General features: G+C 54.8%; 23 protein-coding genes. 1 reads left to right on the top strand and 22 read right to left on the bottom strand.

From position 1 onward, the window contains the following. Nucleotides 1-34: 34 nt before the first annotated feature. The 13 genes from ACTCIA_RS01220 to ACTCIA_RS01160 form a co-directional block, all read right to left on the bottom strand. On the bottom strand, nucleotides 35-1,711 hold the full coding sequence (locus tag ACTCIA_RS01220; RefSeq protein ID WP_462999981.1) for a flagellar hook protein FlgE: 1,677 nt from the start codon (nucleotides 1,709-1,711) through the stop codon (nucleotides 35-37). Nucleotides 1,712-1,806: 95 nt separating this feature from the next. Next, nucleotides 1,807-2,469: a flagellar hook assembly protein FlgD gene (locus ACTCIA_RS01215; RefSeq protein ID WP_462999980.1), complete on the bottom strand. Its 663-nt coding sequence runs from the start codon at nucleotides 2,467-2,469 to the stop codon at nucleotides 1,807-1,809. 20 nt (nucleotides 2,470-2,489) lie between these two features. Further along, nucleotides 2,490-4,076 (bottom strand): flagellar hook-length control protein FliK, encoded by a 1,587-nt coding sequence (locus ACTCIA_RS01210; protein ID WP_462999979.1) that lies wholly within the window; start codon nucleotides 4,074-4,076, stop codon nucleotides 2,490-2,492. 67 nt (nucleotides 4,077-4,143) lie between these two features. Then, entirely contained in the window at nucleotides 4,144-4,653 is a 510-nt protein-coding gene (locus tag ACTCIA_RS01205; RefSeq protein WP_462999978.1) for a MotE family protein, read from the bottom strand. Beyond that, entirely contained in the window at nucleotides 4,650-5,087 is a 438-nt protein-coding gene (fliJ, locus tag ACTCIA_RS01200; RefSeq protein ID WP_462999977.1) for a flagellar export protein FliJ, read from the bottom strand. Before fliJ ends, ACTCIA_RS01205 begins: the two co-directional genes overlap by 4 nt. After that, nucleotides 5,087-6,397, bottom strand: a complete 1,311-nt coding sequence (gene fliI, locus ACTCIA_RS01195) for a flagellar protein export ATPase FliI (RefSeq protein WP_463000036.1) — start codon at nucleotides 6,395-6,397, stop codon at nucleotides 5,087-5,089. The genes fliJ and fliI overlap by 1 nt, the downstream gene beginning before the upstream one ends. Before the next feature lie 2 nt (nucleotides 6,398-6,399). Further along, nucleotides 6,400-7,155 (bottom strand): FliH/SctL family protein, encoded by a 756-nt coding sequence (locus tag ACTCIA_RS01190; RefSeq protein WP_462999976.1) that lies wholly within the window; start codon nucleotides 7,153-7,155, stop codon nucleotides 6,400-6,402. After that, nucleotides 7,148-8,158 (bottom strand): flagellar motor switch protein FliG, encoded by a 1,011-nt coding sequence (fliG, locus tag ACTCIA_RS01185; protein WP_462999975.1) that lies wholly within the window; start codon nucleotides 8,156-8,158, stop codon nucleotides 7,148-7,150. Before fliG ends, ACTCIA_RS01190 begins: the two co-directional genes overlap by 8 nt. 6 nt (nucleotides 8,159-8,164) lie before the next feature. Next, complete coding sequence (gene fliF / locus ACTCIA_RS01180) at nucleotides 8,165-9,706, bottom strand: flagellar basal-body MS-ring/collar protein FliF (RefSeq protein WP_462999974.1); 1,542 nt, start codon at nucleotides 9,704-9,706, stop codon at nucleotides 8,165-8,167. A 110-nt stretch (nucleotides 9,707-9,816) separates the two neighbouring features. After that, nucleotides 9,817-10,113: a flagellar hook-basal body complex protein FliE gene (gene fliE, locus ACTCIA_RS01175; protein ID WP_462999973.1), complete on the bottom strand. Its 297-nt coding sequence runs from the start codon at nucleotides 10,111-10,113 to the stop codon at nucleotides 9,817-9,819. A 5-nt stretch (nucleotides 10,114-10,118) separates the two neighbouring features. Beyond that, nucleotides 10,119-10,550 carry a flagellar basal body rod protein FlgC gene (gene flgC / locus ACTCIA_RS01170; protein ID WP_462999972.1) on the bottom strand — a complete coding sequence of 144 codons (432 nt, stop codon included), beginning with the start codon at nucleotides 10,548-10,550 and terminating at the stop codon, nucleotides 10,119-10,121. Nucleotides 10,551-10,567: 17 nt separating this feature from the next. Then, nucleotides 10,568-10,972 (bottom strand): flagellar basal body rod protein FlgB, encoded by a 405-nt coding sequence (flgB, locus tag ACTCIA_RS01165; RefSeq protein WP_462999971.1) that lies wholly within the window; start codon nucleotides 10,970-10,972, stop codon nucleotides 10,568-10,570. A 9-nt stretch (nucleotides 10,973-10,981) separates the two neighbouring features. Then, nucleotides 10,982-13,411 carry a tetratricopeptide repeat protein gene (locus ACTCIA_RS01160; RefSeq protein WP_462999970.1) on the bottom strand — a complete coding sequence of 810 codons (2,430 nt, stop codon included), beginning with the start codon at nucleotides 13,409-13,411 and terminating at the stop codon, nucleotides 10,982-10,984. Nucleotides 13,412-13,664: 253 nt separating this feature from the next. Here ACTCIA_RS01160 and ACTCIA_RS01155 point away from each other — a divergent pair, with 253 nt between their 5' ends. Further along, nucleotides 13,665-15,071, top strand: a complete 1,407-nt coding sequence (locus ACTCIA_RS01155) for a sigma 54-interacting transcriptional regulator (RefSeq protein WP_462999969.1) — start codon at nucleotides 13,665-13,667, stop codon at nucleotides 15,069-15,071. A 96-nt stretch (nucleotides 15,072-15,167) separates the two neighbouring features. On the opposite strand, the gene ACTCIA_RS01150 is transcribed toward ACTCIA_RS01155, so the two are convergent. From ACTCIA_RS01150 to ACTCIA_RS01110, 9 genes are all read right to left on the bottom strand, one after another. Next, nucleotides 15,168-15,560, bottom strand: coding sequence for a universal stress protein (locus tag ACTCIA_RS01150; protein ID WP_462999968.1), 393 nt, complete (start codon nucleotides 15,558-15,560; stop codon nucleotides 15,168-15,170). An 88-nt stretch (nucleotides 15,561-15,648) separates the two neighbouring features. Then, entirely contained in the window at nucleotides 15,649-16,359 is a 711-nt protein-coding gene (locus ACTCIA_RS01145) for an ABC transporter ATP-binding protein (RefSeq protein WP_462999967.1), read from the bottom strand. Then, a complete protein-coding gene (locus tag ACTCIA_RS01140) occupies nucleotides 16,359-17,117 on the bottom strand; it encodes an ABC transporter ATP-binding protein (protein ID WP_462999966.1) in 759 nt (252 codons plus the stop codon). Before ACTCIA_RS01140 ends, ACTCIA_RS01145 begins: the two co-directional genes overlap by 1 nt. A gap of 15 nt (nucleotides 17,118-17,132) precedes the next feature. Further along, nucleotides 17,133-18,107, bottom strand: a complete 975-nt coding sequence (locus tag ACTCIA_RS01135; RefSeq protein WP_462999965.1) for a branched-chain amino acid ABC transporter permease — start codon at nucleotides 18,105-18,107, stop codon at nucleotides 17,133-17,135. 3 nt (nucleotides 18,108-18,110) lie between these two features. Continuing rightward, complete coding sequence (locus tag ACTCIA_RS01130) at nucleotides 18,111-18,974, bottom strand: branched-chain amino acid ABC transporter permease (RefSeq protein ID WP_462999964.1); 864 nt, start codon at nucleotides 18,972-18,974, stop codon at nucleotides 18,111-18,113. Nucleotides 18,975-19,065: 91 nt separating this feature from the next. Then, a complete protein-coding gene (locus tag ACTCIA_RS01125) occupies nucleotides 19,066-20,325 on the bottom strand; it encodes an ABC transporter substrate-binding protein (RefSeq protein WP_462999963.1) in 1,260 nt (419 codons plus the stop codon). 187 nt (nucleotides 20,326-20,512) lie between these two features. Then, nucleotides 20,513-21,778 carry an ABC transporter substrate-binding protein gene (locus tag ACTCIA_RS01120; protein ID WP_462999962.1) on the bottom strand — a complete coding sequence of 422 codons (1,266 nt, stop codon included), beginning with the start codon at nucleotides 21,776-21,778 and terminating at the stop codon, nucleotides 20,513-20,515. A 117-nt stretch (nucleotides 21,779-21,895) separates the two neighbouring features. Then, the gene (gene acd / locus ACTCIA_RS01115; protein WP_462999961.1) at nucleotides 21,896-23,059 is read right to left on the bottom strand and encodes a glutaryl-CoA dehydrogenase Acd; all 1,164 of its coding nucleotides are present in this window, start codon (nucleotides 23,057-23,059) and stop codon (nucleotides 21,896-21,898) included. Nucleotides 23,060-23,229: 170 nt separating this feature from the next. Next, the gene (locus ACTCIA_RS01110; protein WP_462999960.1) at nucleotides 23,230-24,483 is read right to left on the bottom strand and encodes a thiolase family protein; all 1,254 of its coding nucleotides are present in this window, start codon (nucleotides 24,481-24,483) and stop codon (nucleotides 23,230-23,232) included. Nucleotides 24,484-24,485: the final 2 nt, after the last annotated feature.

Here is a 24,485-nt window from a genome sequence, read left to right as displayed (position 1 = left end):
GCCCTACTAAAAAGACAAATTTTTGACTTGGCCTCTACCGCTTGATATTGATCACTTCGGCCAGCATTTCATCCGTGGTGGTAATGGTCTTTGAGTTGGCCTGAAACGAGCGCTGGGTGGTGATCATCCGGGTAAATTCCTCGGCAATGTCCACTGTGGACTGCTCCAGGGAGTTGGAAAAAATCCGGCCGAAACCGGCCCCCGGGGTTCCGATATCAGCAGGCCCCGATTCCCGTGTGGGGGAGTAGAGGTTGTTGCCCAGCTTTTCCAGGCCGTTTTCATTGGCAAACTTGCCCAGGGCCAGCCGCGCCAGGGACCGGGATTCACCGTTGGAATAGGTACCCGTGACGACGCCTTCCTTGTCCACGCTGATATCATTGAGATACCCGGAACTGTAGCCGTCTGACTGCTGGGTGACCACCCGGGATTCGGTGGCAAACTGGGTGAGGTTCAAGGTGTAGCCCAAGGGATCTCCCTGGCTGGAGCCGTTATCCCACACCAGCTTGTCTTCTGCTATGCTGACTTCCGGCCACGCGCTTCCCATATCCTGCTGAGTCTGGCCGTTAATGGTGTTGAGAAGACCGGAATCATCAAAACCAACACTGCCGGTGCCAACCCGGACCTGATCAATTTGGTTCTCCGAGTCCAGGGAAATGTCTTCAACACTGAAATCGCCTTCGTTCATGTCCAGTTCTGAACCAGCCACCACCTGATTGTACTCCCACTGATTGAGAGCGGTTTTTCTGAAATAAGTGGTGATCAGATGCGTGTTGCCCAAAGAATCATAAACTTCCGAAGTAGTGGCAAAATCCGAGGACGCCACGGGATTGTTGATATCCCATCCGGTGCCGTTGTAATGACTTTCGAGTTCACCCACAGCACCACCCGTGCCGTCAACCAAGGGATCAGAACTATTAAAGCCCAGAGTGTCACCGGCTTCTGTGGACAGGGTGAGCATATTTGCAACATCATCATAGGAAGCTGAAAGATTGGACGCGCTGTTTAACACAGTGGCAAGTTCTTCCGCTGTTGTTATGTCACCCCATCCGCCTGCCGGAAGAGAAGTAAAGTCCACATCTTGAAGCTCGGTGCCATCAACGAAAACGTTGACCCCATCTAAAGGACCCGTACTTAAATCTACTCCCGCAAGATCGATTCCCGCCCGGCCCGGAGTCGCGGCCTTGTTGGTATCCGTGTTGGCATTGAGGTTGGTTGTCAGCTCCACCATGGAAGATGCCTCTCCGGGCACAGAGGAGCGGGTATTGATCTGAATATCACCGGCCAGGTCCTGGAACTCGCCCCCGCCGATATGTTCATAGCCCTGGGCCACATAGCCTTCGGGGTTGACCATGTAGCCTTCCTCGTTTAACCGGAAGGCACCGGAACGGGTAAAGCTGCTGGCCTGGGCATCCGGGTTGCGCACCATGAAAAAGCCGGTGCCCTCGATGGCCAGGTCCAGGCTGGAACTGGTGCTTTCAATGGAGCCCTGGGTGAAAATATCATCCACAGTGGACAGTCCCGAGCCCCTTCCCACCTGGCTGGTGCCGCCGGAGCCGGAAACCGTGTCGGGAATCAGGTCCGAAAAAAGGGTTCTGCTGGCCTTAAAACCTGCGGTGTTGGAGTTTGCCAGATTGTTTCCGATCACGCCCATGGCGCTGGAAAAGGATCGAAGCCCGGAAATGCCGCTGTTCATTGCACCGCCTAAACTCATGGTCGTATCTCCTGTTTTATATGGGTAAATTCATCTTTTGCGTTCATTGACCGGACGCGTCAAAATCCTGACACGCCCGGATGTCCCGTGTCATGTTACCGCACCCGGGTGATTTCCGAAACCTGCACAGGCCCGTTGTCGGTCAGCAGGGTCTGGTCTGAGTCGGAAAAATCCGCACCGGTAATCCGGCTTTCCACCAGGGCCCGGCCCTCGGTTTCCTCGCCATCGGCGTTTTTGCCCACAGCCGAAAAACTATATTTCCCCGGGTCAAGGGGCTGGCCCGAACTGCTGGTACCGTCCCAGGTAACCCAGTTTTCTTCGGTTCCCGGGGCAGGCGCGTCCACCTTGCCGACGGTCTGACCGTTTTCATTTCTGATATAAAGGGTGGCCGACTCCACGGGATCCTGGAAGGAAAAGCCGAGCCGGGCCTGCTCGCCGTCAAAAACAAAGGCGTTGTCATTGACCACCACATTTCGGTCAATAAGCGAAAGCGCAGACAGGCGTCCGAATTCCGAAGACAGGGTATTGATGGACTCCATGCTTTCACCGATGTTGGTAAGCTGCTCCAGGGAACTAAACTGAGCCAGCTGGGCGGTAAATTCCGTGGGGTCGCTGGGGTTGAGCGGATCCTGATGTTCCAGCTGGGAAACCAGGAGTTTTAAAAAATCGTCCTTGCCCAGATCCTTGGCCGCAACCTTGGATGCCGCAGCCGCTCCTTGAGAACCGGCTGACTGCTGGAGAGTATCAATTGCATTCATTTGCTTTTTTCCTCCTTGACTTATACCCGCAGGCTCAGACCCGTACCCTGATTGTAAGCCGCCGTGTTCTCAGATTCCGCTGACTGGGCCAAAGCATTTTCATCGGATTCCGCTTCACTGTTGAAAGTTCTCCGATCTGCCGTAAAATCCCCTTCCTGATCCTCAAAGCCGGAAGCATTCTGATCCGCGCCGGAATCCACGCTCACATGAAGCCCTGAAAGATCAATGCCCTGATCTGCCAGGGACTGATGCAGGGCCGGCAGGTGCCGCTCCAGAATGGCGGCCACCTGCTGGTTCTGGGGATGCAGATGAACGTTTAAGCTTCCCTGATCAGAGACAATCCTGACCTTTACGGAGCCCAGTTCCGGCGGGTGGATCTGGATGGTCATGTTGCCGGATCCCTGGCGCACACCGGTAAACAGGCGCACGGAAACCTGGTTGACCACCTGATGTTCCGCTGCCTTTACCTGGCTGTCAAATGAAGTTCCCCCGGGCTGAACCACATTGGCGGCATTTTCCGCCCGCCCGAACATCCCGGTGGTCGTCGCAGACGTATTCATGTTCGCGCCGGCCGGGCCGCCGCCGTCCTTTAAGATGTTCTGACGGTTTTCCGTCCTTTCCGTGGCCACGGTTTTTTCCATGGTGTTGGAAACAAGGGAGTCGAGCATGGCCCGGAGATTATCAGAACCGGGTTCCTGTTGAGGTTGAGGCCGGGCGGTTCGTCCGGTCTTTCCCGGATTTTCAATCAATTGAAATTCATCTGATTTCTCTGATGCCTGAAGCCGAACCCGCAGGGAGTTCGTGTCTTCGGGCAGCTCGTTTCCCCGGGCGGTTTTGGCTGCAAATTCCTGCAGGGCCTGCGCGGCCGTATCCGGGGGCAGGCCGGCATTGGTACCGCCTGGCGCACCCTGTCCCTGAGCGGAATTTTTCAATACTGCCTGGATCTCCGGCATCAAATGATAAGACCGCTCTGCAATTGCCGGACTGCCGCCCTGAGAATCGATTCTGCCCGCATGGTCCCCGGCTTCCGGGGCATTTTTCTGCGCGCCCTTTAAATTGTCCACCAGGGACTGCAGCAGCACGCGCATGGATTGATCCGTTTCAGGCCGGCTGTCCTGTCCGCCGTGCCCGCCTGCTATTTGTGCCATGATCCGGCGAATCTCACTGTCCAGCCCTGAATCCATGGCGTCTTCAAACATGGCCGTTAAATCGCCGCCCTGCCCGGCGCTTTGATTCAAACCGCCGTTGACAAGCAGATTTTCCAGAATCCGGGCATTGCCTGAACTGTTCCGGCCGTCCGCCATATCAACCCGCCCGTTCCGGTCAAAAGCAGAATTCAGAATGCCGGCCGAAAGCCCGTTTTTTTCCAGAAAGTCAAGAATCTGTCCCAGCCATTCCTCCAGCCCCCGGTCTGAAATCGCCTCGCATTGTTCCCCGGTTCCGGCGGCTTCCGGGACCTTGCCCCCCTCTGAGCCCGCTGCCCGCACAAGCATTTGCAAGAAATTGGCCGCCTTGTGAGCATCTTTTCCGGCATGGCCGCCGCCGGTGCCGCCCTCAGTGCCAGGGCCCTGGAGGATATCCCGGGAGGTACCGGTGTTTGCATGCATTAAACCAAGCTGTGAAAAGATCATGCTGATTTATCCCTGTTTGTCCAAGAATCCGGTTTTTTTGTGTTTACGGGCTTAGCCGGCCCAGTGAAGTACTGTAGGCCACGGCTGTTTCCTGTTCCATGTTGTCTAAAATCTCACCGGCGTATTTATCCCGCATCATGGAAAGAATCGATACAGCCAGGTCCTTGTCCATGGCCGCCAGGCTTGCTGCCGCTCCGGCGGGATTGCGCTTCTGATAGATTTTGCTGAGCTGTTTGACTTTTTCATTTTCCGTCTGCTCTTTTTCAGCCAGCATTTGATCAAGTTTTGAACGAAGTGTCTTTAGCCGCTCGATTTTCTTATCGACCTCATCCTGCAAAATCTTTAATTCATTTTCGCGCCGATCAAGCTGCTTTTCCCGCTCGGCGAATTTCCTCCGCTCCTGCTGAAGCCGGTCCAGCATCCTGCGGGCCTCGGTGCCGATGTCTTCGCACTCAAAAATCACCTCCGGCTCCTGGGCCCGGGCATCGGGTGCAGCCAGGCCTGCCAGGGCCACTGCCGTTATACAGACAATCACCTGAAGACCGAGCTTCATTTTCCCCCTCCAAATCCCAGGATTGCCACCTCATCTGTCATCAGTCGCTCCTGGCGGGCCTGGTTTTTTTCTTCCGCATCGATGCGGTTTTGCCTGAGCTTTTCCAGAATCCGCTTTTTCTGCCTGGCCTTTACCAGCTTCTGCTGCTTTTCGGCCACCGCTGCCTCGGCCCGGGCCTGTTTTTCCTCAAGCCGGCGCAACTGGTCCTGTTTTGCGCAGATACACTGTTGGTACAAAAGCACCTCTTCCATACGAAAATTGCCGGCCTTGGCTGATTCAAGCTCCAGACACAGGCGCTGTCTTTCCTTTTCCGCCTGCCTGCGCGCTTCGGCCACCGCATTTTTATGCTCCATGGCAACCACAACCGCCTGGTGTGCCTGATCGGAAAGCCGTTTCCGGTAATCAAGCAGGGACTGGAGTTTAAACGATTTCATCAGGTCTCCTTTTCAAACAGTTTTTTCATCTGCTTTCGGGTCTGCTCCATGGTGGCTTGCTCAGTTAAATCCTGGCGCAGAAAATGATTTACCGGCTCAATGTATTTAAGCGCCGTGTCGATTTTCGGATTGCTGCCGGGCTGGTAGGCGCCGATATTGATCAGGTCCTCCTGCTCGGCATATACGGCCAGAATTTCCCGGATCCGGGCGCTGTGTCGCGCATGCTGCTCATCCACCAGCCGGTTCATGACCCGGCTGGTGGAATGCAGCACATCAATGGCAGGGTAGTGGTTTCTGGCCGCGATATCCCTTGACAGGACAATATGGCCGTCGAGTATGGAGCGTACCGCGTCTGCCACGGGCTCATTCATGTCGTCGCCTTCCACGAGCACTGTAAAAAGGCCCGTGATACTGCCCATGTCTGAAAAATTGCCCGCGCGTTCCAGCAGCTTGGGCAGGCGTGAAAACACCGATGGTGTATATCCCTTGGTGGTGGGCGGCTCGCCCACAGCCAGGCCGATTTCGCGCATGGCCATGGCAAAACGGGTCACTGAATCCATCAGCAGCAGCACGTGCTTGCCCTGGGCGCAAAAATATTCCGCCACAGACATGGCAATAAAGGCCCCGCGCATGCGCAAAAGCGGAGACTGGTCCGAGGTGGCTGTCACCACCACGGATCGGGCAAGCCCGTCTTCGCCCAGGTCATCTTCGATAAACTCCCGGACTTCCCGGCCCCGTTCACCGATTAAGGCAATCACATTGACATCCGCCCGGGTGTTGCGGGCCATCATTCCGAGCAGAACGCTTTTGCCCACGCCCGAGCCGGCCATGATTCCCATTCTCTGGCCTGTGCCGCAGGTCAGCAGACCATTGATGCTCCGGACCCCCAGGTCCAGGGGGTCATTAATGGGGCTTCGTTCCATGGGACTCGGCGGAGACTGGTAGAGCCGGCGATAATCCGTATATTCAATGACCCCTTTGCCGTCCACAGGGTTGGCCATGGCATCGACCACCCGGCCGAGCATATCCGGTCCCACCTGGATATGAGCGCTTGCATCCATGACCCGGATCAGACTGCCCGAACCCAGACCGTGCATTTCCCCCAGGGGCATGAGAAGGGCCGACTGATCCCTGAACCCAACCACCTCGGCCCATATGGACTGTCCGCCGTTGAGGGGCATGATCTCGCACAATGAGCCAATGGTCGCACTGGGGCAATGGCCTTCAATGACCATGCCCACTATCCGGGTGACTTTTCCCCGTACCCGCATGGGATTAAACTGCTTAAGGGAGTCGACCACACCATCCATGATCAAACAATCGCCCTTTTGAGATGCTGCTCAATTTCCCCGAGCTGGGACTCGATGGTGGCATCCACATCCCCGCCCCGGGATTCGGCCTTACACCCGCCAGGGGAGATATTTTCGTCAGAAATGAAATAGATGTTGCGCAACCCCTTCATGGCCGCCAGAAAAAGAGGTTCATGGTCTTTGACCATTTCCAGATCATCGGGATGCACCCGGATATAATATTCATCATCTGCCACTGCCGCCTCCAAAGCTCCGGCAACGGTGCTGACAATAATATCCTTTTTTTCCGAGATCTCCCTGTGGATCACCTGCCGGGCCACACCCATGATCAGACGGACCATGTCTTCGCGGCTTTTTAAAAGCATAGACTCGCGCAGCCGGCTGATCTGCTCCAGGGCTTCGGCAAGTGCCTGTGCGCTTGTGTGCAAATTTTTTTCCGCTTCGGCCCGGCCCTCTTTTTTGCCCCGGGTATAGGCTTCCTTTTTTACCGCCTCCAGATCAACGGCAGGCTCCGGTTTCTTGACCTCCTCGGATTCAGACAATTCACGGGCTGTTTCGGGCATGGCCGAACCTTGATCCCCTCCCGGTTTTTCGGCCTGTATGGCATCGCCGGCATTGGCTTCACTTTTACCCGATGCTCCGGCTGCGGGCCACAGGGGAACAAAAAGGCCGTCCCCCATGCCCCCGGCCTGTTCCAGGTCGGCAAAACGAACCGGCTGACACGCAACATCACTTCCTGCATGAAATATTTTAGACAAGGGCTTCCTGTCCTTTCCCCGGCAAGACCAGCTGACCTTCCTCTTCGAGCCGCAGGGCGATTTTGACAATGCTCTGCTGGGCCCGCTCCACGTCTGAGAGCCGCACCGGACCCAGGGCTTCCAGATCTTCTGCGATAATTTCAGCCGCCCGTTCACTGATGTTATGGTAGATCTTTTCCTTGATACCTTCAGGCGAGGTTTTCAACGCCAGGGTGAGGGTTTCATTCTTAACCTCACGCAGAATTTTCTGCATGCCACGGTTGTCAATATTGCTCAGATCCTCAAAGGTCACCAGGGAATTGCGGATGGTTTCCGCGGTTTCCGCGTCAACTTCCTCAATGCCGGATAAAATCTGCTGCTCCAGGTTCTTCTCCATCCGTGTCAAAATTTCGACAACTTTATCCACACCCCCCACGTGATGCTGATCCTTTTTAACAAACCCGCCGATCTCCCTTTGCAGTGCTTCTTCAATCTGCTGAATGACTTCCGGAGAAACCTTTTCAATCCGTGCGATCCGATAAACCACATCAGAGCGTAGTTCCTCGGGCAGATATTGCAAAACATTGCCGGTATGCTCGGCCTTTTGGGTTGACAGGATCAGGGCCACGGTCTGGGGGTGTTCGTTTTTCAACAGGTCGGCCACCATCCGGGGCTCCATCATGGAAATGGTTTCCAGGGGCTTGCCGTCAAAACCCGAATTCAAATCCTCCATCAAAGACTCCACCCGCTTGGCATCGCCGGTGGAGGCCAGGGCGTTGCTGATAAACTCTCCGCCGTCCACAAACAGGCCGGCATATTCCTGCTGGGTTTTGCGGTATTGATCCACCACCTGTTTGGCCAGATCCGCGGGCACGTGATCGACGTTTTTCATGTAACTGCTGATCCAGCGGACCTCGTCATCCTTTAATTCCTTAAACACTTCAGAAGTTGTATCCTCGCCGAGACAAAGCAGCAGGTAGGCTGCTTTTTCAGCTCCGCTCATTTTTGAAAAATCCTTGCTCATTGCTGCTTACCCCTCCTTGAGCCAGGCCTTGACCACCTGGGCCGGTGTTACGGAAAAACTGTCCAGCTCTCCCCGCAGCGCTGCGGGGGCATCCAGCGCCTTTGTCTGCTGATGGCCGTATGCATCCGGCAGCTCAGTCGCATATTGCGGTTGCCGGGCTACGGCCTGCCCCCGCAGGGTCCGGATCATGGGCCGCACCAGTGCCAGATAAATCAGAAGCGCGCAAATCAGCAGCAGGATGTACTTGGCATAAGGCAGATAATCACGCAGACCCGGCGATGTCTCCCGGGTTCCGGCTTCTGCCGTTTCCTTTTGAAACGGCATGGAAACCACCTCCACACGATCGCCCCGCTCGGCGTCCAGACCCAGGGCGGATGACACCATTGTTCGGATGGAATCGCGCTTTTCAGGGGCCATGGGCACCCATTGACCCTCGCCGTTGTTGGCTGCGGGATCAAAAGTGTCGGCCACCAGCACTGCTGCCGAAATCTGCTTGATATCGCCCACCGGACGTTGAATCTGCTTGACTGTCTTGCTGATTTCGTAATTGATCACCTCGGAATTTCTGGACTCGGTCATCATATTGCCGCCGGCTTCCTGGTTGTCTCCCAGGTTGGATTCCGCCCCCGGAACCCCGCCGCCCTGCTCTCGTCCGGATCGGCTTTCAGTGATTTTCTCGCTTCTGGGCACAAGGCTGTCCGGGTCGTATTCCTCGGTGGTAATGTCTTCCCTGGTAAAATCCAGGCCTGCGGTTACGCGAACCTGGGAATTGCCGCGGCCCAGGGCCCGGTCCAGAAGTGACTGCACCCTTTGTTCCAGCCGGCTTTCAAGGGTATTTTTAAATTTCAGCTTGTCCGGCAGCATTACCAGGCCGGGATCATCGGCGCGGTTTTCGCTCAAAAGCCGCCCCCCGGTATCGAGTACCGTGACATGGTTTTTATCCAGCCCCTCGATACTGCCGGAAACCAAATGAACAATCGACCGGGTCTGGGTGGCATCCAGGCTCCGGCCCGGCTCTATATCCAGGACCACCGATGCCTTGGCGGGCTTTTGCTGCTCCCGGAGCAGACGATCCTCGGGCAGCACCAGATGTACCCGGGCCGATTTCACAGGTTCCATGGCCGCAATGGTCCGGGCCAGTTCGCCCTGCATGGCCCGCTGGAAATTGACTTTCTGGGTAAATTTGGTGACCCCGAAATCCTGCTTGTCAAAAATCTCAAATCCCACTCCCCCCTGCCGGGGAAGTCCCTGGCCGGCCAGGTTCAGGCGGGTTTCATACACAAGATCGGCCGGCACGTGAATGGATCGGCCGCTGTTTTCCAGCCGGTAGGCAACCCCTTCCTCCTTGAGCCATTGGGTTACCGAGGCGGCCTCCTGGCGGGGCAGATCCGTATACAAAGGCCGGAAATCAGCCTTGCCGGCCTGGAAAATCAGCACCCCGAACAAGATCAGGGACAGCAGGCCGACACCGGCCAAAGACAGCTTTCTGGAAAGGGGCCAGTTGCGGATGTTTTCCATGAATTTTTGATAAGGCTTTGTTTCTTCCATTGCTTTTTATCCCGTATTGCAAGTGCAGTAAATCAGATCGGCCCGCGCAATCTCTTGATGTATTCAATGCATGATCCCCGGTTAAGACCCTATGCAAAAACAAGGCCGTCCTATACCTGCATGCGCATTATTTCCTGATAAGCATCCACAGCCTTGTTGCGCACCTGCACTGCAAGACGCAGTGAAATATCGGCTTTTTCCATGGCGATCATGACATCATGAAGGTCGGTGGGACCGCCGGTGTTGGCCTCCAGAATTGCCTGATCCGCCTTTTTCAGGTTTTGCGCTGTCTCGTTTAACATTTTTTCAAAACCGCCTTCCGGCCCGGCGGCATCTGCTTTCTGCGCCGCACTGGTCCCGGGGTTTGCAGATATACTGCCCGCAGCTGCCATAACGGAGTCTGCCATTGCTTCTACCTCCCGATTTCCAGTGCCTTCATGGCCATGCGCTGGGCCGCCTTTATGGAAGTCACGTTGGCTTCATAACTTCCCCTGGCCTTCATCATGTCTGTCATCTGCTCCACCAGGCTGATATCGGGCTTTTCCACGTAGCCTTCCTCATTTGCATCCGGATGAGAAGGTTCATAGACCATTTTGCCTTCTCCCTGGTGGGTCATGATCCGCTCTACCCGCACCCCCCGGGCCTGCTGTTGGCTGCTGTTTTCAAGCTCCCGGGCAAAGCTGTTTTGCTCGCTTGTAAAAACCACGGATTTTTTGCGGTAAGCGCCGCCTTCCGGGGTACGGGTGGTCTCCATATTGGCCAGATTGCTGCCGATGACGTTCAACCGCAGGGTCTGGGCCCGCAAAGCCGAATAACCGATGTCCATGGCGCCGAAAATATCCATTGCATTTCTCCTTGGGTTTATGCTCTTTCCTGAATCACAAATTTCAGCATGCTGAATTTTTTGTTCAGCATCTGAATGGCTGCCTCGTACCGGATCTGGTTTTCGGCCAGATCCATCATTTCCTGCTCCATCACCACATTGTTGCCATCTCCTATGACGTTTGGGTCCTGCTGACGATAAACAAGCCCCTCGGCCTGGCCTGCGCCGGCCTGCATATGCCCGGGATGGGTGACCGCCTGCGTGTCATCCGATCTGCCGGCAGCCGCGGCCATGGCATCTTCAAAATCCATGCGCAGGCGTGCATAACCGGGCGTTTCGGCATTTGCAATATTGGCGGAGATGGCTTCATGCTTGCGGATTCTCAATGAAAGCGCCTGATCGAGCAGTTGGATATTGCTGTCAAAAATGCCGTTGACTGACATAATACCTCCCTAGTTCATCCGGTTCTCAATCTCGATTTCCTGGGCTGACAGGGCCAGCCAGGACTCTTCTATTTCCATTTCGGACATTTGCCGGTAAAGATTAAGGGCCTTATCCCGGTTTCCCATGTTCAGATAAGTCCGGATCAATCGGTATGCCGATTGTCCCCTGTATTCATCCACATCAAGAAGGGATTCATAAACTGATGCGGCCTGCCGCCATTTATCGCGATAAAACAAGGCTTCAGCCCGTTTCAAATCCGTTTCCGGCAAACCGCTTTGCCCGGCCATGGCCGAAGCCCGGCCCAGATAACATGCAGCCAGCCTGTATTTCTTTTGTTCAAAAAAAAGCTCTCCCGCCAGGAGATCGGTTTTTTCATGAACAGGCCGCTTGTTTTCCCTCAGCATTCGTGACGCCTCCCGGGATTGGCCGGTTTTGGCCAGCGCCCGGACATAATAGTAAAACACCTCCCTGCGATCAGAGCCGTCCGGAAACCGGTTTAAGTAATCCGGGGCATAACGCATCACCTGGCCATGGTTGCCCTGCTGATCACAGGTCCGTATCAGGGGCAGAAAGATCCGGGCCTGTTTTTTTTCGTCCTTTTCAAAATCCATCAGATAGCGGTAGGTGGTGGCTGCCTGGTCCAGAAGCCCGGAGCGGGTGTAACTTTCCGCCAGGTCATATAAAAATCCGTAAGTGATCGGGGCTTGTGCGAGCAGATCCCGATGCTTGGAAACCAGGGTGAGCGCCTCGAAATAAGCTTCCTGCTTTAGCATGGCGCCTATGGCATCCGGAAAAATTTCCACAAACAGGGCCTGGGCTTCAGCCAGCAATTCTCCGGCCCAGTAATCGTCAAAAAACCGACCCAGCTGCCGGACAGCCGCAAGCTCATTTCCGCCCAGATGGCAGGCCAGAATTTGCTTGAAAAAAGCTTCCTCCCGGATCTGTCGTTTATCGCCGGCCTCAATGATCGAATCATATCGCGGCAGCAGGGCGTCGAAATCCGGATACGGCTTTTCCATCACATCCAGATCCATTAATTTCAGCCTTGCCCGGAGTGCGGCCTCTGAATCTCCGGCGTTTTCCTCGATTTCCCAGAGCATCAGCCGCGCCCGGTTGGGCTCGCCTGAATGAAACAGGGCCATGGCCGCCCAGTAGTCGGCCAGGGGCTTGTGCGCGGGAGCTCTTTTGGCAAGTATTTCAGACAGCAGAAACCAGTGGCGATAGGCGGTGTCATATTGCTGCTTTCGGTAAAGCAGCGAGGTATACCTGGCAAGAGAACCAGGGTATTGCTGCACAAGGCGCAGCTCAGAAACAGCCTGATCATAGGAATCCGATGCGGCCTCCATATCCCCGAGATCATACCGGACATCGCCCTTGCGAAGCCAAGCAATGCCAGCGGCGGCCCCGGAATAAACCAGATCTTGTTCCAACGCGTCAAGTGCCGGCTCCGGCTCTCCCATGGCCAAATCCATTTCAGCGTCCAGAATGGCAAACCAGCCGGCTGCGGGAGTTTCCTGCAAAACCGTTTTCCTTTGGGTTTCGGCAATGCGGGCGGCCCGGTAATACTCCCCCATCCCGGCTGTCGCACGGACCTGAAAATAAATCTGCCAGGCCCGAATCTGAGGCCTTTCAGCACCCGGCTCCATATTTTCCAGCACCGACAAGGCCTTTTGATTCCGGTTTTGCCGAATCAGGGATTCAGCCAGCACCAGCTGGTACAAATCCGCCTGCCGGCCGCCGATATCGCCGTCGAGCAGTTCTGCTGTCTTGTTTTCCACAGCCTGCCACATTCCGCCGTTGACCAGTTCCACGAGTGCATCCGGCAGAAAAGCCCGGTTTTCCAGAACCAGGGGTCCGGGAAACGGGGGAAGAGAAAAGTTTAGCGGCAGATCCCATTGCGGCGGCCATTCAAACCGGGCAAAAAATTCGGTCCATTGACCTGTATAATCCGAAGAAATCATCTGCCGGGCCGCAGCCCCGTGGCGAATCGGGTGAAGCCGGCCCACCCGCTGATCCTGAATTGCCGGCCGGCTGCCGGCCTGCTGCCGGTCCCAGAACACATTGACCGTCAGCCTGGCGCTGGCTTTATCCCTGGTGATATCCACGGAACGGGGTATCTGCCGAAAATAGAAATCCACTATACTTTTTGCTCCTTCGGAATTGAGCTTGATCCTTACCAAAGGCGGAGCCAAGTCCTTGCCGGCAATTTTTCGAACCGAATCGGAAATCCGGGTATTTTCCATTTCCACCCGTACACGCTGCCCGGAACGGCTGACATGGATTTCCGGGATCCTGTCAAAAACAAGATCCACCTGATTCACATTTTCCTGCCGATCATAGGACATACCCAGCAAACTGGCACTGCCGGCCAGACACAGCCCTGTTGTCAAAACAAATAATATGCATGCAATACCGACCGCCCGAAAAATCTGGTTCATATACGCCTCCTGGAGGGCATATATGCAAAACTGAGGCCAGATTTGCAAAAAGACGACAACATTTTGTAATCAAACAGAATAATACGAAGGCAAATTGTTTGCGGCTGTTCATAAGCCAAATGAAACAAAAGAATTCTTGACATTGCCCCCACCATGTCAGTATTTTGACATGAAATGTATTATATTTCCTGTTTTCAAGCAGTTTCCAACTGACACCCATTTAATAAACCGCCTGTTTGAACAAGGGTGAAACATGCTCAAAAATATTTCCGTCCTGGTGGTTGAACCGGGAGACAATGCGGCCAGTGAAGTGGCCGCTTTTTTCAAAGAGCAGACTGAAGCCAGTATTTTTCAAGCCAAAAACTCGACAGAGGCCCTGGAATTTATCAACAACAACAGACCGGTGGAACTTCTGGTCACGGATCTGTTCTTTCCGGACAAGTCGGGACTGGACCTCATCCGAAAAGGCATTGCCATCAACCCGGCAATGGTTCCCATAGTGGTCATGCCGCCCGGGGGCCGTCAGCATGTCGTGGAATCCTTGCAGGCCGGGGCATACTTTTATATTCACACGCCCATTTACCAGCAGGAAATCCTGGAAGTGGTAAAAAACGCCCTGGAATACCAGAAACTGCTGGCCCAAAGCCTTCAGCACAAACCGCGCCTGCGCAAAAGCGACGGATTCGCCGGTATCATCGGCGAATCCCGGCCCATGAAAAAACTCTTTGAGATTATCGAACGCATTGCCGGCAACAGCGAAGGCAATGTCTTGCTCAAAGGCGAAAGCGGCACCGGAAAGGAACTGGTGGCCCGGGCCATTCATGATCTGACACCGGAGCGCAATAAATATAACTTTGTCCCCCTAAATTGCGCGGCCATTCCCGAGGAACTGCTGGAAAGCGAATTGTTCGGATATGAAAAAGGGGCTTTTACCGGCGCCAACCGGGCCAAAAAAGGCCGGCTGGCGCACGCGGATAAGGGGACGCTGTTTCTTGATGAAATCGGGGATATGAAAGCCAACCTGCAGGCAAAGCTGCTCCGGGTCCTCCAGGAGCAGAATTTTGAGGCTGTGGGATCGGTAAAAACCACCCAGATTGACGTGCGGGTAATTGCCGCAACCAACCGAAACCTTGAGCAGGCTGTAGCTGACGGCATATTTCGCGAAGATTTGTATTACCGGTTAAGCGTCGTGCCCATTACCCTGCCGCCGCTGCGCAAGCGCACCGAAGACATCCCGCACCTGGTGCAGAAATTTCTGCTCATGTACAATCGGGGCAGGAAAAATGTCCCTCTCGGATTCACGGACCAGGCCCTGCAGCGGCTGAAAGCCTATGATTGGCCCGGAAATGTCCGGGAACTGCAGAACCTGGTTCAGCGCATGTGCATCCTCCACGGGGGAGACACGGTTGATGTGGCCTCCCTGCCCCAGAGATTCCAGGACTTAGGCGACCCTGCGGACAACTCAGAGGCGGAAAAACAAAACAATATCAGTGAAGATCTTGATTTTCATGCCATGACACAGGAATTTGAAAACCAGCTTATCCTCAAGGCGCTTCGCATGGCCGAGGGAAATAAAAAAGAGGCGGCCCGCCTGCTCAACATGAAGCGCACCACCCTGCTGGAAAAAATCAAAAAACGGCATCTGGAAGTCAAAATATAGGCAAAACGATGCGGCAGATCCGCCCTGCCGCCCTTTTGGGGAGTCGGGAGCGGCACAGGGCGGTAAGATTGTTCCCGGGCAGAGGACCCGACCGATTTACTTTACAGTCAAAACCGGGCAATGGGCATTTAAAATCAAAAACTGGGCTGTGGAACCAAACAGAAGTTTTCCCATCCTGGATCGCTTGCGGATGCCGATGACGATTTCATCCACGTTTTGTTCCCTGGCATATGCCAGCAGGTCCTCCTCCGGGGTCATGCCCCGCACCAGAAGATGGGTTTCACACGCAATATTCTCTTTTTTCAACTGCTCTTCGGCATCCTTTAAGGCCGCCTCAAGCTGTCCGATTGTTTTCTGCTCATCTTCTGTTCCCTTTTCCATGGATGCCACCAGGTAAACCTGGGCATCCATGGCCCTGGCCCTTTTAACGGTTTCCTTTAAGGCGGAGTGAGAAGACCGGGAGCCGGTGTAACAAAGCATTATTTTCATGATCAACCTCGCTGCTGGAATCAATATATGTGGAGGATTGCCTTTTCCACGGATTATATATACCATTGCCGAAAACAGATCAACCCTGTCAGGCACCGATATATGCTTTTCTCACCATTTCATCGTTTTTGAGCTGTTCACATTCGCCTTCCAGCACACAAACCCCGCTTTCCAGCACATATCCCCGGTCCGTGATATTCAGCGCCATGTTGGCGTTCTGCTCGGAGAGAAAAATGGTGGTATCCATTTCATGGTTGATATTGGAAATCACTTCCGCCATCTGCTGCACAATCAAGGGCGCCAGCCCCACTGACGGTTCATCGAGAAGCAGCATCTGGGGTTCGCTCATCAGCGCCCGGGCAATGGCCAGCATCTGCTGCTCACCGCCGCTGAACGTACCGGCCTGCTGATGGCTGCGTTCCTTTAACACCGGAAACAGCTCATAGACGCGATCCAGGTTTTTCTGAATCCGGATTTTGTCTTTGCGCAGGGGATAGGCCCCCATCATGAGATTTTTTTGCACGGATAGCTGGGGAAACAACTGGCGTCCCTGGGGACACAGCACCAGGCCCAGATCCACAATTTTATGCACCGGCATCTGATAGATGGGAATCCCGTTGAACTCAACGGCTCCGGAGCCGGGCTTTAACACCCCGGCAATGGTCCGAAACAGGGTGGTTTTGCCTGCGCCGTTGTTGCCCAGCAATGCCACGAATTCCCCCCGCTTGATTTCCAGGGAGACATCATGGATAATGTGGAGTCCACTGATTTGCGTATGCACCTGTTTGAGCTTCAGCATTATTTGACTTCCCCTCCCAGGTAGGCCGTGATCACTGCCTGATCCGATTTCACATGGTCAGGCGTTCCCTCGGCGATTTTTTTGCCGTAATTTAAAACAACAATGCGGTCAGCCATGCCCATGATCATCTGCATCTTGTGCTCGATGATACAGACTGTGGTGCCGTGATCCCGGATCTTGTTGATCAGATCCGTTATCCGGTCGGTTTCCTCCTGAATCAAACCGCCTGTGGGCTCGTCGAGCAAAAGAATCTGCGGCTGGCTGACCAGGGCGATACCCATTGCCAGGCGCTTTTGTTCCTCCTGGGACAATACCGGCACGAACTGATCGCTTTTTTCCTCCAGACCCAAAAACTCAAGGGTTTCCATGGACTTCTGATAGGCTTCGGCCTGATCGTGTTTCCATGCCCGGGTATGTAAAAGGGTATTCCAGAAACCCAGCCGGGTGCGCCACTTATAGGCAATCATGAGATTGTCGATCACCCTGAGCTGGTCAAAAAGGCTGGTGGTCTGAAAAGTTCTGGCAACCCCTTTGCCGGCGATTTTATAAGGTCTCAGACCGGTGATGTCCTGTTCGTGGATAAACACATTTCCGGAAGTAGGTGGCAGGGTTCCGGTGATCAGATTGAAAACCGTTGATTTTCCGGCCCCGTTAGGGCCGATGATCGCCAGAATTTCACCCTTGATGATTTCAAAATTCAGGTCCTGGACGGCAACCAGGCCCTCAAAACGCTTGGTCAGAGATTCAACACGAAGCATGTCCACTCCTGATATTTATTGTTGACGCCAGGCGGCGACTTTTTGGTTCAACTGACGCAGACCGCCCACAAACCCCTGGGGAAAATAAATAATCACAAAAACCAGCAAAGCACCGAAAATCAGCATTCGAAAATCCCCCAGAAACTGCATGAATTCCATGATAATGGGAATGGCAAAGGCGCCCACAACAGGCCCGCTCAAAGTGGCCATACCGCCGAGAATCAAATAAATCAAAAAATTAAAAGTCATCATATAACCGGCAGCGCTCGGGCTGACCGCACCGATAATGGCGGCATACATGCCGCCGGCCAGGCCGGCGATAAAATTGGCGATCACAAAGGAAATCAGCTTGGTGGCAAAGGGATTGATGCCCACGGCATCGGCCAGGGGCTCATTATTGCGCACAGCCATCAGGCTCAACCCGAAAACAGAGAAAACAAGCCGGCGAAGAACAAAGATTGTCAGCAGGAGCGCGGCCAGTGCCAGGTAATACAAGGGTGTCTGGGTGAAAAATTCAATGGGGCCGACAACGGGCACGGGTATGGGAGATGGCCTGGGTATGCCGAAAATCCCGTTGTGGCCGCCTGTCAGCTCAATCCAGTTGCCGGCCACAATCCACAGAATCACCCCGAAACAAAGGGTGACAATGGCAAAATAAGAGCCCCGGGTCCGCAGGGAGGGCAGTCCCACAAAAAAACCAATGAAAGCGGCAATCAGGGCGGCGGCCGGAAGCGCAAGCCAGAAGGAGATGCCGGCCTTGGTCATGATGGCCACCCCGTAGGCGCCTATGCCGAAAAACGCTCCGTGGGCCAGGGATGCCTGACCCGTAAACCCGATGATGAGGTTCATGGCCGATACGGCAATGGCAAAAATCAGGCTCATGGTCACGATCTGAAAAATATAGGCATCCGGGACATACCAGGGTAAAGCCAGGGCTGCGATGAGTATGGCTGCGTAAAGAAGCCGGGTGTGAACGGGTTTTGTAAACACAGTTTAAACCTCCCTTTTGCCGAATAAACCGGTTGGCTTGATGGACAAAATCAGAATCAGCGCTCCGAAGGCAAAAACGTCCTTGTAGGCCGCAGAAATATATCCGCCGCCCAGCGCCTCAATGAGTCCCAGGATGTATCCGCCCAGGATGGCGCCGGGGATGCTTCCCATGCCGCCGAGAATTACGATGACAAACGCCTTCATGCCAAGGATGGCGCCCATGGCCGGTGAAAGCATGAAAATCGGCGAAATCAGACTGGCCGCCACCGCTGCCGTGGCCGCGGAAATGGCAAAAGTCATGGCCGAAACCCGGTTGACGTTAATTCCGGTCAGCATTGCGCCTTCACGGTTCTGGGCCACCGCCTCGATTGTTGTGCCCATGATCGTCTTTTTCATGAACAAATGAAGCGCCATGATCAGGGCCACGGCACCCATAATAACCAGCAGCCGCTGGATGCCTATGGTCATACCCAGAAAATGAACGATCTGGGGATGCGGATTGGGCACCCGCAATCCCTGGGGTCCCCATACCACCAGGGCCAGGGCTTCGAGGAACAAAAGCGCGCCAATGGCTGCGATAAAAGCATTGATATGGGGCTGATTGTTTAACGGCCTGTAGATAAAACGCTCCATGAGAACACCCACCAGGCCAAGGCAAATCACGGAAAATATCAAGCCGAACCAGTAGCCCAGCCCCATGGTGACGCCGAAGTAGTAAAGCAGATACCCGCCCAGCATGTAAAGGTGGCCGTGAGCAAAGTTGGGGATGTTTAAAATCCCCATCACCAGGGTCAGCCCCAGAGCGACAATCGCATAGGTGCTGCCGAACATGATGCCGTTGAAAACCTGCTGCAGGAAAAGTTCCATCAACTCTCACCCTTTGTTGGCAAATCAAGCCGATGGCCGCCGAAAAAACTCCGGCGGCCATCCGTTTGTCAGAAAGAAAAAAAGCCAGCTTTTACTTATTATATCCTTCAAGTGATATCCAGCGGGTCTCAATTCCGCTTGGCGCCATTTCCTTATACTTTTCAAAAGATTTTTCATCCCCGGGCCACCAGATATACTGATAGGCCTCGGCATAGTCCCCGTCTGCAATCACACCCGCTGTTGCCGGCACCAGGAGCTTGGTTTCCCGGGTTCCAAGATAAGGGGTGGGAACATTTTCTTCGCTCTGGGGCAGGACCTTGGCCATGGCTGCCTTGATGGCTTTTGGGTCCTCGACGGTGCCCGCCTCTTGCATAGCGTCAAAAACAATGTTGAGTGCCGAGTAATTGAGCATGGCCTCAAAGGTGTTGTGAACGCCGAATTCTTCCTGGTAACGTTTATTGAATTCCTTTACCACGGGCGACGGCACATCAAGCACCTGTGCAATGCCGATAACATTGTTCATCAATGAAAGATCGCAGTCAAAGACCACGTTTGCGATATAGTCCATCTTTGCCTGATCAACGAGAACAAATCCGCCCTCAAACCCGAGATTCCGGGCCTGTTCAATAACCAGTCCCGTGGGTTCCGACGGCCCCCCGATGAGCAGGAAATCCGGATCTGTTGCCAAAGCCGCGCTCAGCTGGGAGGAGAAATCCGTGTCCGTGTAATAATTGGCCGGCTTGTCCGCCGTGATTTCCCCGCCGAGCTCGGTCCAGTGATGCCTGAAGGTCTCGCGCCATTCGTCCCCGTAAGCCCCCAGGGTCACCACCATGGCCGCCTTGCGCCAGCCCTTTTCCCAGGCCATGTCGGAGAATGCCTTTACATATGCGGTAAACGGGGGTGGAATGGATGCGGTGAGATCATTGTCCATCTGATCGATTTTAGGGGTGCTGGAATAAGCCATGAGCAGAAACTCGGAGCCGGGCTGCTCATTTACCTGCATCAGCGGGGCGATGGTGTTGAACACCGGGTTGAAAATCACCCTGGCCCCTGCCCTTGAACGCATGCGGCGGGCATTGTTGACCGCCGCGGTGGGATCAATCATGTCGTCATAGGTTTCAAGCTTAAACGTGTATTTTTCACCATCAATGATGATCCCGCCTTTTGCATTGATGTCTTGGACCGCCATTTTCAGGCCGTTTACATTATCCCGTCCGTAACCGGAGCCCGGACCGCTCAAAGGACCGGTAAATCCGATCACCGCTTCTGCCGCCCATGCACCTGAAACCATCAGCACAGCTGCCAGAAGCCCGAATACCAGGCTCAACGAAAAACGCTTGACACTTTTCATCACTTCCCCCTCTTTTTTGTTTGAGATGTCTCAAAGATCCCCTGACTCCGCATATGCCCCGCTCAAAAGCAAGGCGCTTTGCCAAAAGGATCACGTGCTGCACCGGATGCATCCACGAGCGGACCCATCCGGTGATAAAAAGCAAATCTGTTTTTTGACATCATCTCTGCTGCGATGAACATGGGTTTTACTTTATATACTCTTCTATGGGCAGATACCGGCTTGTCACCTCCCGTTCGGGTATTTTCTCCAGCACTTTTTCGTATTCCGCCTCGGTTTTGGGCCACCAGATATTCTGATTGGGCCTCTGATACGCACCGTCTTTGATCACCTGCACGGTGCCGGGCACCAGAAGCCGCGTACCCCGGATGCCCATGTAGGCGACAAGGCTTTTTTCCGGCTCCATGGGCAGAATCCCGGAGAATGCCGCCTTGATGGCCTTTGGGTCATCCACGCTGCCGGCGGCTTCCATGGCCGCGGCCACCATGCGCATGGCAGCATAGTTTAACACGTTCTCCGAGGTATCCTCTCCGCCGTATTTGCTGACATAACGCTCATGGAATTTTTCCATGACGGGCCTGGGCGCGATATCCAGGGTCCGGGCCACGCCGATGACGTTGTTCATCAGGGAAAGATCGCCGTCAAAGGCGACATTGGCGATATAATCCATCTTGGCCTGGTCCACCATGATCATCCCGCCGTCAAACCCCATGCTTCTGGCCTGTTCAATGACAAGGGCCGTGGTATCCGAGGGGCCGCCAATGAGCAGAAAGTCCGGATTTTTGGCCAAAACCGCGGCCAACTGGGATGAAAAATCGGTTTCCGCATAATAGTTGGCCGGTTTGTCGGCCACGATCTCTCCCCCGATATCCTCCCAATGCTCGGCAAAGGTTTCCCGCCATTCATCTCCGTAGGCGCCCAGGGTCACCACCATGGCACCTTTGCGCCAGCCCTTCTCCCAGGCGATGTCTGCATAGGCCCATGCATAGGCCTTAAACGGCGGAGGAATGGAAATGGTCAGATTATTGTCAATGAAATCAATTGCCGGTGTGCTTGTATAGGCCATGAGCAGAAACTCGGAGCCGCGCATTTGATTGATTTCCATCAGTGGTGCCAGGGTATTGAACACGGGATTGAAGATTACATTGGCCCCGTCCCTGGATTTGAGCCTTCTGGCGTTGTTGACCGCAGCGGTAGGATCAATGTGATCGTCATAAGTTTGGAGTCTGAAGCTGTATTTTTCACCGTCCACCGTGATTCCGCCGGCCTCGTTGATATCCTTGATGGCCATTTCCAGGCCTGCCACATTGTCGCGTCCGTACTGGGCGGCCGGTCCGCTCAGCGGGCCGGTAAACCCGATGACCACTTCCCCGGCCCAGGCGCCGGAAGCAAACAGCCCCATTGCCAGCATTGCTGTCACGAAAATCCATGGAAAAGGCTTCCATCTTCGCATCTTGCTCCCCTCCTTTGGGTTTATGATGGGGCAGGCAAGGGCCGAAAAAGCACTGCCCTCCGCAGGCGCGGCTTTCAGTCTGCAGGACCGCCCTGCCCGTTTATAACACCTTTGGGACTACCGGTTGGCTTTCCGGTATCCCAGACGATCCATGGCGATAATGTGCTTGCAGATATTGGCTGATCCCTCAACCAGCACATAGGTGGGGATATCCCGGTAATACCGGGCCAGGGAGTACTCCGTGGAATACCCGTAAGCGCCCATGATGCGCATGGTGGATTCCGCGCACCGCATGGCCACCTCTCCGGCCATGTACTTGGCCTGGGCCACTTCAAAGCCGTTGTTGAGCTTGCCCTGGTCCTTCTGCCAGGCAGCCTTGTATACCAGCAGGCGTGCGGCCTCGATATCGGTTGCCATCTTTGCGATCAGTTCCTGGTTCATCTGAAACTTGCCGATCTGCTGGCCGAACTGAACGCGCTGGTTGCAGTATTTCAAGGCCATTTCATAGCATGCCCGGGCACATCCCACGGCACCGGCCGCCGCAGACAGCCTTGTGTTGGCAAGGGAGCTGAAAACGATTTTGGCCCCGTCACCGGGCTGGCCCAGCAGGTTCTCCTTGGGAACGGGGGTGTTGTTGAAAAAAATTTCCCCCGTGGGCGAGGAGTGAGACCCCAGCTTGTCAATATCCGAGGTGGTGATGCCCGGAAAATTCTTGAGTTCCACGGCCAGTGCGGACAGGCCCTTGGTCTTGGCCTCCTGGTCGGTATAGCAGTAAATCACGGCCACATCAGCCTGGTTGGCATTGGAAATCCAGGTCTTGGAGCCGTTTAACACAAAATGATCCCCCTTGTCCTCGGCCACTGTCTCCATGGACATGACATCAGATCCCGCATTGGGTTCGGTGATGCCAAAGGCGCCCAGCATCTCTCCGGCGCACAGTTTTGGGACATACTTTTTTCTGGCCGCCTCTGTGCCGTAAAGATAAATGGGGTAGGCGCATCCGATCCCGATGAGATTGATCTGGACCCGCAGGGAACTCGAAGCCCGGGCGATTTCCTCGGTGATGATGGCCGCGGCCATCCAGCCGGCGTCCTCGCCGCCGTATTCCTCCGGAATCACGGTGCCGATAAAGCCCAGTTCAGCCATGGGCTTGATGGCCTCTTTGACCGGCAGGTAGTTGTCCGCATCCCACTGGTCGGCATTGGGGGCGATTTTCTTGTCTGCAAATTCCCGTACGGCTTTTTGCAGCATTTTATGTTCTTTGGAAAGTTCAAATTGCATGCAGAAATCTCCTTCTATAATAGATGGCACCGCAAAAAGTCTGATTTCAGATGGCGCAGTAAAAGTTCAAGATCAAGGCTTGCGCAATTTCGAAGAATGCAGCGTAGTTATCCGTACGTGAAATTCTGAAAAATTGCGCGTAACGCAGATATTTGACTTTTACGGCGCCATCAAAATTGACTTCTTTCAAATATTGCGGCAATGCCCAGACCGCCGCCCCCGCAGATGCACTCCAGGCCGGTTTTGGCACCGGTTCTGCGCATTTCGTGCATCAGGGTCACCAGAACCCGCACGCCGGTGGCGCCGATGGGATGGCCCAGGGAAATGCCCGAGCCGTTGACGTTGACCTTGCCGTAATCATCGGGAGAAACACCCATATCCTTTAAATCCGCAAGCACCTGAGCGGCAAAGGCTTCCTGAATCTCGATGAGTTCCATGTCCTCTAACCGGGCACCGGCCAGGCCCATGGCTTTTTTCACCGCGGCATTGACCGTCAGATGGGTACGGGTGGGATCGGCTCCGGCCGCAGCAACGGATTTGACTGCAGCAAAGGGCTCAACTCCCAGTTCCCTGGCCTTTTTTTCAGACATGAGCACCACAGCCGCAGCACCGTCGTTTTCACTCGAGGAATTGCCGGCCGTGCACACCCCCCCGAGCACCGGGGTGAGCCGGGCCAGCTTTTCCATGCTTGTATCCCTGCGCGGGGTTTCATCTTTGTCAACCACCACAGGGTCTCCCTTTTTCTGAGGGACAGAGACGGCAATCACCTCCTGGTCGAATTTTCCCTGATCCCAGGCGGCGCACGCTTTTTTCTGGCTTTCAAAGGCCCACTGGTCGCATTCCTCCCGGGTTACGTCTTCCTCCACAGCAGCGGTTTCAGCCCAGGACATCATGGAGGGCAGCTTGCCGTAGCGGTGTTCGGGCTGGCTCATAACCCGGGCCCGCTGGATTCTGTCATAAAACGGCAGTCCCCAGATGGACATATCCCCATGGCCCCGGGGCATTCCCTTTTGTCCGCCGATTCCCCACTTGATATCCCCGGGCAGGTAAAACTCGGCATTGGACATGCTCTCCACGCCCCCGGCCACAACAATTTCCGCATCCCCGCTTTTAATCAAAGAGGCGCCCAGCCGGATGACTTCCAGCCCGGTGCAGCAGCGGCGATCAATGGTAAAGCCGGGAATTTCCTCAGGCCAGTTGGCGTTTAGCAGGGCCATGCGCGCGATATTGACATATTCGCCGTTCTGGTAGGCCTGTCCCATGATCACTTCATCCACCCGGCCCGGCTCGATGCCGGCCCTGGCCACGGCCTCGTTTAGCACCATTGCGGCCAGATCATAGGCCTGTATTGTTCGCAGGCCGCCCATATATGCACCCACCGGCGTTCGCACGCCGTTTGCGATCACAATGCGGTCATCAGACATCA

The sequence above is a fragment of the Desulfosalsimonas sp. genome, assembly GCF_055149105.1.
The sequence above is the reverse complement of the archived record's forward strand: the minus strand, read 5'-3'. Positions and strand labels throughout refer to the sequence as shown.

Coding starts and splice junctions, on each gene's coding strand:
- ACTCIA_RS01220 (WP_462999981.1), bottom strand. CDS start 1,711: ATGAGTTTAGGCGGTGCAATGAACAGCGGCATTTCCGGGCTTCGATCC.
- ACTCIA_RS01215 (WP_462999980.1), bottom strand. CDS start 2,469: ATGAATGCAATTGATACTCTCCAGCAGTCAGCCGGTTCTCAAGGAGCG.
- ACTCIA_RS01210 (WP_462999979.1), bottom strand. CDS start 4,076: ATGCATGCAAACACCGGTACCTCCCGGGATATCCTCCAGGGCCCTGGC.
- ACTCIA_RS01205 (WP_462999978.1), bottom strand. CDS start 4,653: ATGAAGCTCGGTCTTCAGGTGATTGTCTGTATAACGGCAGTGGCCCTG.
- fliJ (WP_462999977.1), bottom strand. CDS start 5,087: ATGAAATCGTTTAAACTCCAGTCCCTGCTTGATTACCGGAAACGGCTT.
- fliI (WP_463000036.1), bottom strand. CDS start 6,397: ATGGATGGTGTGGTCGACTCCCTTAAGCAGTTTAATCCCATGCGGGTA.
- fliG (WP_462999975.1), bottom strand. CDS start 8,158: ATGAGCAAGGATTTTTCAAAAATGAGCGGAGCTGAAAAAGCAGCCTAC.
- fliF (WP_462999974.1), bottom strand. CDS start 9,706: ATGGAAGAAACAAAGCCTTATCAAAAATTCATGGAAAACATCCGCAAC.
- fliE (WP_462999973.1), bottom strand. CDS start 10,113: ATGGCAGACTCCGTTATGGCAGCTGCGGGCAGTATATCTGCAAACCCC.
- flgC (WP_462999972.1), bottom strand. CDS start 10,550: ATGGATATTTTCGGCGCCATGGACATCGGTTATTCGGCTTTGCGGGCC.
- flgB (WP_462999971.1), bottom strand. CDS start 10,972: ATGTCAGTCAACGGCATTTTTGACAGCAATATCCAACTGCTCGATCAG.
- ACTCIA_RS01160 (WP_462999970.1), bottom strand. CDS start 13,411: ATGAACCAGATTTTTCGGGCGGTCGGTATTGCATGCATATTATTTGTT.
- ACTCIA_RS01155 (WP_462999969.1), top strand. CDS start 13,665: ATGCTCAAAAATATTTCCGTCCTGGTGGTTGAACCGGGAGACAATGCG.
- ACTCIA_RS01150 (WP_462999968.1), bottom strand. CDS start 15,560: ATGAAAATAATGCTTTGTTACACCGGCTCCCGGTCTTCTCACTCCGCC.
- ACTCIA_RS01145 (WP_462999967.1), bottom strand. CDS start 16,359: ATGCTGAAGCTCAAACAGGTGCATACGCAAATCAGTGGACTCCACATT.
- ACTCIA_RS01140 (WP_462999966.1), bottom strand. CDS start 17,117: ATGCTTCGTGTTGAATCTCTGACCAAGCGTTTTGAGGGCCTGGTTGCC.
- ACTCIA_RS01130 (WP_462999964.1), bottom strand. CDS start 18,974: ATGGAACTTTTCCTGCAGCAGGTTTTCAACGGCATCATGTTCGGCAGC.
- ACTCIA_RS01125 (WP_462999963.1), bottom strand. CDS start 20,325: ATGAAAAGTGTCAAGCGTTTTTCGTTGAGCCTGGTATTCGGGCTTCTG.
- ACTCIA_RS01120 (WP_462999962.1), bottom strand. CDS start 21,778: ATGCGAAGATGGAAGCCTTTTCCATGGATTTTCGTGACAGCAATGCTG.
- acd (WP_462999961.1), bottom strand. CDS start 23,059: ATGCAATTTGAACTTTCCAAAGAACATAAAATGCTGCAAAAAGCCGTA.
- ACTCIA_RS01110 (WP_462999960.1), bottom strand. CDS start 24,483: ATGTCTGATGACCGCATTGTGATCGCAAACGGCGTGCGAACGCCGGTG.